The organism is Streptomyces sp. NPDC002044 (genome assembly GCF_040296725.1).
GTDB lineage: Bacteria > Actinomycetota > Actinomycetes > Streptomycetales > Streptomycetaceae > Streptomyces > Streptomyces antarcticus.
Genome location: NZ_JBEOXU010000036.1, coordinates 43,383 through 52,817 on the forward strand (window position 1 = coordinate 43,383; position 9,435 = coordinate 52,817).

13 protein-coding genes are annotated in these 9,435 nt (G+C 68.2%); 11 read left to right on the forward strand and 2 right to left on the reverse strand.

Going from position 1 to position 9,435, the window contains the following annotated elements:
* The first annotated feature begins 97 nt into the window (after positions 1–97).
* The 10 genes from ABT106_RS12555 to ABT106_RS12595 all read left to right on the forward strand — a co-directional run bounded on the left by ABT106_RS12555 (position 98) and on the right by ABT106_RS12595 (position 6,979).
* Positions 98–322, forward strand: a complete 225-nt coding sequence (locus tag ABT106_RS12555; protein WP_351275826.1) for a hypothetical protein — start codon at positions 98–100, stop codon at positions 320–322.
* A 10-nt stretch (positions 323–332) separates the two neighbouring features.
* Positions 333–998 (forward strand): hypothetical protein, encoded by a 666-nt coding sequence (locus ABT106_RS12560; RefSeq protein WP_351275828.1) that lies wholly within the window; start codon positions 333–335, stop codon positions 996–998.
* Between the two features lie 35 nt (positions 999–1,033).
* Positions 1,034–2,194: a PIN domain-containing protein gene (locus tag ABT106_RS12565; protein WP_351275830.1), complete on the forward strand. Its 1,161-nt coding sequence runs from the start codon at positions 1,034–1,036 to the stop codon at positions 2,192–2,194.
* A 273-nt stretch (positions 2,195–2,467) separates the two neighbouring features.
* On the forward strand, positions 2,468–3,421 hold the full coding sequence (locus tag ABT106_RS12570; RefSeq protein WP_351275832.1) for a fatty acid desaturase: 954 nt from the start codon (positions 2,468–2,470) through the stop codon (positions 3,419–3,421).
* A gap of 49 nt (positions 3,422–3,470) precedes the next feature.
* Positions 3,471–3,710 carry a DUF8825 domain-containing protein gene (locus tag ABT106_RS32135; RefSeq protein ID WP_502979328.1) on the forward strand — a complete coding sequence of 80 codons (240 nt, stop codon included), beginning with the start codon at positions 3,471–3,473 and terminating at the stop codon, positions 3,708–3,710.
* Positions 3,707–4,033 (forward strand): DUF8825 domain-containing protein, encoded by a 327-nt coding sequence (locus tag ABT106_RS12575; RefSeq protein WP_351275834.1) that lies wholly within the window; start codon positions 3,707–3,709, stop codon positions 4,031–4,033. The genes ABT106_RS32135 and ABT106_RS12575 overlap by 4 nt, the downstream gene beginning before the upstream one ends.
* On the forward strand, positions 4,023–4,355 hold the full coding sequence (locus ABT106_RS12580) for a DUF6233 domain-containing protein (protein WP_351275836.1): 333 nt from the start codon (positions 4,023–4,025) through the stop codon (positions 4,353–4,355). The genes ABT106_RS12575 and ABT106_RS12580 overlap by 11 nt, the downstream gene beginning before the upstream one ends.
* Positions 4,356–4,630: 275 nt before the next feature.
* On the forward strand, positions 4,631–5,014 hold the full coding sequence (locus tag ABT106_RS12585) for a hypothetical protein (RefSeq protein ID WP_351275838.1): 384 nt from the start codon (positions 4,631–4,633) through the stop codon (positions 5,012–5,014).
* Between the two features lie 274 nt (positions 5,015–5,288).
* Entirely contained in the window at positions 5,289–5,927 is a 639-nt protein-coding gene (locus ABT106_RS12590; protein ID WP_351275840.1) for a ParA family protein, read from the forward strand.
* Positions 5,928–5,944: 17 nt separating this feature from the next.
* Positions 5,945–6,979: a hypothetical protein gene (locus ABT106_RS12595; RefSeq protein WP_351275842.1), complete on the forward strand. Its 1,035-nt coding sequence runs from the start codon at positions 5,945–5,947 to the stop codon at positions 6,977–6,979.
* Between the two features lie 82 nt (positions 6,980–7,061).
* On the opposite strand, the gene ABT106_RS12600 is transcribed toward ABT106_RS12595, so the two are convergent.
* Complete coding sequence (locus tag ABT106_RS12600; RefSeq protein WP_351275844.1) at positions 7,062–8,117, reverse strand: hypothetical protein; 1,056 nt, start codon at positions 8,115–8,117, stop codon at positions 7,062–7,064.
* Between the two features lie 2 nt (positions 8,118–8,119).
* Positions 8,120–8,296, reverse strand: a complete 177-nt coding sequence (locus ABT106_RS12605; RefSeq protein WP_351275846.1) for a hypothetical protein — start codon at positions 8,294–8,296, stop codon at positions 8,120–8,122.
* A gap of 645 nt (positions 8,297–8,941) precedes the next feature.
* Here ABT106_RS12605 and ABT106_RS12610 point away from each other — a divergent pair.
* Positions 8,942–9,079, forward strand: a complete 138-nt coding sequence (locus tag ABT106_RS12610; protein WP_351275848.1) for a hypothetical protein — start codon at positions 8,942–8,944, stop codon at positions 9,077–9,079.
* Positions 9,080–9,435 lie beyond the last annotated feature (356 nt).

The window sequence follows — 9,435 nt, forward strand, 5'->3', positions numbered from 1 at the left end:
GCCAGGGGAGATCCGCCGATCCCTTGGACCGGGCACGGGCCCTCGGGAATCATGAAACCCGCGGCCCGACCAGGCGGGCCCCGGGGTAGGAATCACCATGTCCGAAGCACGTCCCAGTCCGCTTGGCAGGGCCACCGCCGCGCTGGGTTCACCCGCGCTCGGCGCGGCCCTCGCCATCGCCGGACTCGTCGTCCCCGTCGTCGGGTGGGCCGCGGACCGGGGCAACCTGAAGATGCTGCTCGGTATCCAGGCCGTGCTGATCCTCATCCTGGCCGCCGGGCACTACTGGACGCGGAAGAACTGCATCCAGCTGCGGCGCTAACCTCAAGGCCATGGATGACGCCCAGTACTACGACAAGGTCCGCGCCCAGCTCGAAGCCGAACTCATCTCCGACTACAGCGAGATCGCCGACGGCCACCTGCGCGTGTATGCCTCCGAGGTGCCCCGTCTGTCCGCCCTGCTGGTGAAGACGTTCACCGAGGCCCAGGCCCAGCCGCAGCGGATCCTGGCCGCCGACCTGACGACCAACCCCACCCTGCTCACCGGACGGCGCGAGTACATCGCCGCCAACCGCCGCTTCACCGATGGCGGCGGCCGCATCGACCGCCTCTTCATCGTCCACGCCGCCGACCTCGCCAAAGAGGACTTCGCCCGCTCCCTGCTGGAGCTGATCGGGCAGCACCGCGACCTCGGCGTCACCTGCGGACTCGCCGTACGCGACCGGCTGCGCGCCGACCAGGCCGTGGACGTCGTGATCTTCGCGAACGCCGCCGCCCTCGTGGAGGAGGAGCAGGGCGACGCCGACTACCAGCGCGGCCGCAGCAGCGTCTACTTCAAGGGCGTCGCACGCTGGGCCGACCGCTTCGAGAGCGCCTGGGGCAACGGCGCCGACTCCGCGCCCCGCGCCCTCCAGCGCTACGAGGCCGCCGCCCGCCCCCAGCTCGACGCCGGTGCCTGGGACGGCGCCCGCATCAGCGGCGCCGTCGCCAGCCTGTAGACCACCGCACCATCCGCACGACCGTGGGGGGACCCTTGATCATCCTCGACACCAACCAGCTCAAGCACGTGGCTTTCCCCCACGGGCCCGTCCTCGGGATGCTCCGCAAGATCGCCGCGCTCAACAACCGCACCCTGGCCCTGCCGGAAATGGTCGCCATCGAGCACGTCGCCCACTACCAACACGAAGTGGAAGAACAGCACAGCCAGGCTCTTCGCGCGCTCCGGGCACTGGGCAAAGCCTTCGACAAGGACTTCGCCAAAGAGGTACGGGCACACAACCCGGCCGACGCCGGAGCAGCCAGGAGTGCCGCCCTGAGGGAAGTCTTCACGATTCTTCCCACCCCCGAGGGGGCGGCGGCGGAGGCATTGCGGCGAGAGGCGAACCGGCTGCCCCCAGCGAAGCAGGACTGGACCGCCAGTGAGGGTGGCAAGTCAACTGCGCGCGGCGCACGGGACGTGGCCATCTGGCTCACAGTCCTCGCCGCCGCCCGCGAAAACGACGGTGAGGTGTGGTTCCTCAGCGAGGACGGCGACTTCCGCGGACCGGACACCGATGACGACTTTCACGCCGTGCTGCGTCAGGAGGCCGATGCTGCACTTACCGGCAGCAACGGGACGCTGCGGCTGCTGCCGCAGGGCATAGAGCAGCTGCTCAGCGAACTCGCCGAGGAAATCAAGCCCGTCCCGGAGGACCTGGAAGACTCTCTTCACCACCCCGATGTCGCCGACGCCGTGGTCAACGAACTCGTCTACGGCTCCGTCATCCAGTCGACCGTGCCCGAAGTCAACGACCAACTGTTCCGGTCGATCGGCATGCGCCTCTTCCTGGACGAGGTGACCCGCCGCAATGCCTACCGCGTCGGCGAGAACACGTGGATCAGCGCACAAGTCCGCTGGAGAGCCTCCCGAGAGTACCTGCCGCTGTGGGGCGGCGCCTCGGAGCCGTCGGACATCAAGTTCGTCTTCGACACCACCCTGCTCGTGCAGACCAGCGGTACAGACATCCAGGCCGTCGAGGTGGCCGCCACCAGGGCGGCCACCGACATCTACTACCAACTGCCCGCACCATCGCCCACACAGCTAGGCGAGCAGTTCGTTCGGCTCAACCTGCGCGATGGCGGACACGTGCCCGTTGCGCTGTTCGCCCATCTTGAGCCCGGCGCCACGCGACGACGCCGGGAGCAGTCGAGCTGACGCATAGCCGCAGACCTCCGCCCGGGGCGGCCCACCTGGTGGGCCGCCTCTCGCGTTCCACGAAAGTAAGCGCGACCCCAGTACGTGATAAATAGTGGACTAGATGTACTTTTGGTGATCGATGGCGGGAGGTGCCTGCCCCTGATCACCACGGGCTCGCCGCATGCTGCTCGCCTTATCCCTGATCACTGCCGGAATCCTGCTGCGCCAGGCCGACCGGCTGCGCTTCTCCCCGGCCAGCTCGGCACCGCGACGGCCGCGCAGCTCATAGCCGTGCAGCGCGCCCGCGCCAACGACTGGACCCCGGCGGTCCTGGTGGCCGGGCAGTGGGTGCAGATCGCCGGGTACTGGGTCCTCGCCGCGCACGGCCTCGCCGGGGCTGCGGTCGCGGCGGTCGGTGTCGCGGTCCAGTTCCGTCACCTCCAGGAGGTCAGCCACCACGCCGTCCACGGCGTCCTCGCGCGAACCCGGCGCGTCAACCACGTCCTGGCCGAGCTCGGCGCGCACCTCCCCCTCGGTCTGGTGTCCATCGCGGTACGCCGCCAGCGCCATGTCCGCGACCACCACCCCAACGCCACCCTGACCGGCGATCCCACCCTCGCCGAACTCGCCCAGGCCGGCCTGCGCCCCGGCGTCGTACACCGCGTCTTCGCCGCAGCGCTGCTCTTCCCCCTCACCCCCCGGGGCGTGCGGGCGACCGCGGAGGGCCTGGCCGCCAACCTGCGCCCGCGGCCCGGCCGCTACGCCGCGCCCGCCGGGGTGGCCGCGGTCTTCGCCTCGGCGTACGCGGCCGGCGGGTGGGCGGCCGTTCTCGCCGGGGTCCTCGTACCGCGGCTGCTGCTCTACCCGCTGCTGGCCTGGTGGAGCCTGCTGGTGGAGCACACCTGGTTCGACCCCGAGCACCGCACCGGCAGCCCCGCCCAGGTCGAGGCCGGGCGCTGCCTGCGCCTGTACACCGGCAACCGCGCCCTGGCCGTCCTCGCCGCCGCGACGTGGATGCCGTACGGCGACCTCCACCACTACGCGCACTCCGCCCACCCATGCCTGCGGTGGAACTACCTGCCCGCACTGGAGCGGCACATGCCCCTGTGCCACTACACCCCGGACGGCTTCTTCGCCGGGCGGTGTTCAGTCATCCGCCGACACCGGGCGGCACTGGACCGCCCGCCCACGCGGTGCATCGGAACAGGGACCTCAGCAATGGGCGGAGAGTCCACCACAGGCTGAAGCAGGCCCCGTAAAGACACTATATTCGAACAAGTGTTTCACTTGGTGGATGGAATCGTTCCGCTTCCCCGACGATCTACTGGCGCTCCAGATCGCATGGCTCCGTACCTACGGCGCGCTCGCGCAGACTCCTGCCGGGACCAGCACGGCCACGCTCCGACGGCGCCTGATCACCCTGTCCCGCCTGCTCCACACCCATCCGTACTGTGCTGCGCCGGGCCGCTCCCGGGCGGCCGCTGCCGAGCTGCGCCGACAGGCTCGCGCCCGCGGGTGGACGACTGCGGCGTGAGCACAGCCGATCCGGGTGGCCCGAGACCCGCCGCGGACTTCCCCGACGACCTGCTCGCCGTCCAGCAGGCCTGGATCCGGGTCTACAACCAGCTCGCCCGCCGGCCCGCCACGGGCACGCTCGAGCTGAGGGCGGAGCTGTTCCGGCTCTCCCGCCGGATTGGCGATCACGCGTACTGGGGTGAGGGGGACCCGGGCCGGGTGAGGCGTACGCGGCTGTGGCGGGCCGTCCAGGACGCGCCGGGCGGTGAGGCGGAGGTCGCGGTGCGGCTCGTGGGCGGCAGGTTCGTGGTCGAGCCGGAGGAGGGTGGTCGTGGTGGGTGAGCTGGAGGCGCGGCTGGAAAGGTGGAGGGCCGTGGCGGCGTGGCCGGCCTGGCAGCAGCGGCAAGCCGCGCGGACCATCGCCGCTCTGGAGGCGGAGCTCGCCGAGGTCCGGGCCCGGCGGCCGCCGCCCGCGCCGCCAGAGTGGAAGGTCGAGGGGATCCGCACCGGCAGCGGGCTGAAGGGGCTCCGGGTTCATGCCGGGGACTGCAGCATGGGCCGCGGGAAGGAGGCCGATGCCGAGCAGGTACGCCGGATGCTCGCCGAGGGCATCGATGCCTGCCCGTACTGCAGTCCCGGCAACCTGCTCGGCGTCACCGGATAGAACGCCGGGCGGGCAACGCCTGCTTCGGGGTACGTTCGGCTATACGGGGTGCGGCCTTGGCCAGCAGGGCCGCGACGGAGGCCGCACCCCGAGACCTCCGCAATCCTCCGGAGGGGCGGGCCTCTGCTGGGAACGCCGTGACGTACGCGGGCACGGAGGCACTACCTCGGCATGGACAGGCCCCGGACCTGCTGGACGTGCCCCGCGACTCGGCGACCGAGCCCCGAGACACTACGATCCGCCTCGATCCAGTACGCCTCGGAGGGGAACCACTTGTGCGCCGCTACTTCCTATTAAGCCTGTTCGTGGCGGCGGGCCTCTGCGCCGTCGGCTGTTCCAGCACCAGCAATGTTCCAGGCGTGACCGCGAGGCAATGGTGCGCGGAGTACCGGACAGCCGGGCCGGCACTCCCCGGAGGCCGGCTCGGGCCACCCCATGTCAGCTGGTACCAGGCGGTGGAGTTCCGGAATGTCTCCGACAAGGAAGTGACGTTCCGTCCGTCCTACGACGGGGTGCCGGACGACCAGGTGTTCACTGTGCAGCCTGGCGGTGAGGAGACCGCACAGGTATCGCCTCTGAGATCGCAGGACAAAGGGCGCGTCTGCTTCGAGCGGAAGATCGATCTGCTACCGGAGGCGGACAGCTCCAGCAACAGCTAGGTGCCATTGAAAGCGCGTTGCCCGCGAGGCTTCGGCGGTGAGCGCATTGCGACATTTCCTCCAGCACGGACCGGTGTTCCGGCGGAGGCCACGCGGGGCTGTGTTCAGCAGGCGCACCACTGCCGGGCGGGCGGCCGAAGCGGTTCTGCGGCCGGCTGCGAGAGCGTTGTCGTCGCCGCAACTACAGTGCCCGGTCCGGCCGTGCGGAGCAGTCGTCGGCTGTGTCCGGGGTGGTTGATGTGTTGATCTCAGCTATGGCCATAGGCTCATGGCCATGCTCATTGCGAACGTGTCCCCCAGGACGATGGCCAAGACAACCGACACGGCGTGGTTGTCGCACGCCTTGATGGAGTCCGAAGCCGCGTACGAGATTGTGGGGTACGACGCCGACCATTCCATGCAGTTCTGGGACTGGTCCGTACAGGCTCCGTTCGCCTTCAAGGTGCACAAGAAGGCCACCGCGCAGTTCCATGAGGAGGTCGCCCCCACCCCGGGCTGCCTCAGCATCGTTGACTGCGGCCATGCGGAGAACCACCCCCACATCACCGATTCGGTGCTGCGCGTGGCAGACCTGGTCATCCTTCACATGTCCCCGACCCAGGCAGACTGGCTCCGGGTGGACAAGCCGCCGGAGGCCACGCCATTCCAGGACATCATCCGCAGGTCCGGTCTGTTCCGTGAGGACGGCCGGCCGCCGGAGACGTGGGTCCTGCTGAACCGGACCGTCACGAACGCCTCTTCGACAGGTCACTACCGGAGCCAGCTGGAGGCGAAGGGGTGGAACGTGTTCACCACGACGATCCCCCGCTCCGAGACGTACGCATTGTCGATGAACTTTCCCGTCATCGGAGCGAAGAAGAGTGCCTTCGGCTCCCTGGTGACCGAGATGGAGAAGCGGGGGCTGCTGCCGTGAGCACATACCTCAAACTCATGCAGAAGCAGGCCGCAAAAGAGGCCGAGGAGCGCAAGAACCAGACCGATCAGAAGCCGGAGCATGCATCCTCCGCCGAGGCCGCGTCGCCATCCCTGCCTGGCCCCAGCAGCGAGGCAAACCCGGCCCGGCCCGCGGCTGCGGCAGAGCGGCCGGCCTACCGTCCGCAGCCCTTCACCCCGGACTTGATCCCCGAGCCGAAGGAGGTCGAGGCCGAGGGAGAGCTGACTGCCCAAGAGACCGGTGACCTCGAGAACTGTGAGAAGGCGTTCTCCTACGCTGACCAGGCCGAGTGGATGCGGGGCAAGGCGGCACACGCGGTCAGGTCGCGGCGCTTGTACCGGAGCGGCGGGCGGCTATGGCCCGAATACTGCGAGGAAGTCCTCGGGCAGTCCGAATCCGAGGCCAACCGCATGATCCAGCAGTGGCGGCTGGCTCGTGCCATCTTCCAGCTCTGGACCCGCCCCACACCTGCCTCCCACATCCAGGCGCTCCTCCCCGCTGTCGACGCATACGGAGAAGACCGGATCGCAGGTGGATACGTCGAGCTGCGCACTTGGGCCTCAGAAAACGGAACACGAGTCACGGCGGCCGACCTGAACGCCTGGGCAGCCAAGGCACGGGCCGCTGCGAAGAAGCAGCTGTCACCACCAGAGCTGAGCGCCCAGACCCTCACCGAAATGCGTCTTGACCGCGAACGACGGTCTCGCCTGGCCGCCCCACGCCAACGGGCTGTAGGACCAGGCGAAAGCATGGCGAGCGCTAGAGAGCGCACGGACACAGAAGAAAAACGTCCAACATTGAATCACCCAAATTTGGGTGATTCAATTTTCAATGAAACCACTCTGCCCGGCGTTGAACTCGAGGTCGACGAGGAACGGGCCGTCCAGGCATGGTCCGCCCTAGAGGGCATGTCCGAAAGCATGGTGACCACGGGGATCCTGCTGCGGGCAAGCACGTCGACGCTTGAAGAGATCGAGCGGACTGCCCGCCGACTGGCCGATGCTGCCGCAGAGATCCTCAAGGGCCGGTAGGCCCTTCACGAGTGCCAGGCGGTAGTCACCCAAATTTGGGTGACTACCGCCACTCTGCCCGCTGGGCGCCGGCCTGCCCTGTCTATACCGCCTCCTCCCCGTTCCCGGCTTCGATCGCGGGGGAGGTCGTGAGCAGTCCGTCCATCAAGGACATGTACCGCTCCAGGTCTGCGGCCCAGTCGGGCATCGCCAGGTACTGGAACGTGCAGAGCGCTACGGCAGCCGCGCCGGCCGTCCCGTCCGGCGTAATGCCTCCGAGCCGGGCCCACTGGTCCCACATCACGTCCTTCATCAGCCGAACAAGGATCTCCGGCTCGTGCGCCGCTCGTCGGATGAGCCGGTCGAGAACACCGGTGGCTTTCGTGCAGCTGCGCACCGCCGCGCACAACTCCCGGTCCCCAGCAGTCTCGATCGTGCGCACCATCCCAGCCATGCCATCGGCCAGGGGCGACTGTGTCATCCAGTCAGTCCCGTCGAGCTCGGCCTGGTGGTGCGCCTCGCGAATGCGCTCGATGTCAGCGGCGTGGTCTGGGGAGGCCCGTTCCCAGGACTCCAGGAGGTCCTCCATACCTACGTCGGTGGCTCCGCCGAGCAGCATCCGGGCACCGTGTTCGAGGAGGGCCGGGTCGAAGATGTTCCGGACGGGAGCTGCAGGGGATCGGGGAAGTTCGATACCTGCGGCAGTCGCGGCGTCGCGCAGGATTCCGTCGATGTCACGCTGGGGCGAGCGGCGGTTGGCCAGCATCCGGGCAGCCGCGTCCTGGCGGGCGTGGAAGGCTTCGTCGGAGTCGCCAGCGGGGATCTCCTCGAGGCCTGCCCGCGACAGCGGCCGTGTGAGAGTGGTGACCATGGCCGTTCGGAGCCTTCGCGCGCTGTCGGGGGTGTCGTCGATCGCCCAGAAGACCCAGCCGAGCCATCCGATGCTGCGGCCGGGACGCGCGGTGTTCGCCAGCCACAATGCCCGGGTGAGGATCACTGGCCGGATAGTTGAGCAGCCGGGTTCGAACCATTCACCGGTTTTGGGCAGCCAGCCTTGCTGTTGCCAGCGTTCGACCTGTGTCGGGGTGGCTGCTCCCCCGTGCTCCTCGATGGCACGGAGGAGGGCGATATGGGCGGCGGACGGTTGCGTGCGGGCCATAGTCAGTTCCTCCGGTCGTTGCCGGTGACGAGGACGGAGTAGACAGCAACCGCAGTTCCCAGAGCACCGGCCCAGGCCTCGCTCTGCGCGGCTGCGGCGGCTGCGCCCGCCGCCAGGAGCAGCGCCGCTAGGGGCGGCAGGCGGTCGCTGTCGGGGGCGGCGGGCTGGCTGTTGTTCACGGGCGTGGTCCTCCGGGTGCTTGTGCCGGACTCTCCAGCAGCGCCTCTATGACCCCATGCCACGTCGGACGAAATGGAAAAAACCTCGCGGGGATCCGGCGGACTGCCGGCACGGAACGCGGGCCGGGACTCTTCCCGCTCGATCTGCACCAGGCCGACCAGCCGGGCAAGCCTCCCCATTGGACCGCGGGTCCCGTACCAGCATCCGGGTCGACTCTGCGGCGAGCAGCGAGACGAACGTGGACGCAGTGCCGGGAGAACTCGCGATGCCTGTACGCCCCATGGCTTCTCTGCCACCCGACGCGACGAGGTGGATACGACCCGGATCAGCGAGGCACCAGCAAGGACTCCCGTCCAGCCCGCCCATGCCTAACGGACTGAACCGGTGGGACCGGCCATCAACCGCCCCCGCCTCTGCTCGTCACTGCCAAGGCCGGCTGCTGTGCGGGCATCGAGAAAACGGAATCTACGGGCACCTACGCAGCCCTCGCGCTCTTCTCCATTCACGCGATAGGACGGGAAGAACCAGCACCTCTTGGGCTCGCCTGCAGTCACACGACGCGACTTTATGGACCCCGCATCCTGCTAACGTCTAAATCACCCCGAGAGGCGGGGAATCCAAACTCAACAGAAGGGAGGTGGAAGATGTCCGGCATGGAAGGCTCGCCCGAGCAGCCCGCGCCGGGCCGCTCCAAGCGCAAGCTCGCCGCTGAGACGGTCACCCTGGTCACCTGCATCCTGCAGGCCGTGTACTGGGGCCTCAAACTCACTGGAGTGCTCTAAAAGCGCAGGTGGGCCCAGCTGTTGACGCAGCCGGGCCCACCAAGGCCCAGGCATCCGGGCCCCACGCCCACCCCTTGGAACGGGAGCGTGGGGCCCACTTCTATGTTTGGGCCCTTGATCGCCGAAATATCCTCACGGCAACCAATGCCAGGATACACGCCACCTTACAGACCAGAAAAGAGCCGGGGCTAAATACACCGCCCCTGAAATTTGCGGAATCTCCAGAAATCGAAAAACGCAACAAAAGAATGCATCACAATAAAGCGCTGCTCTGAGTTTGTGCGTCCTGCTGGGCATCGGCTGGTTGCGGGTGTTGAAGCATGTTTTAGGCGCTGATTGGGATGTGGCATTGGCGG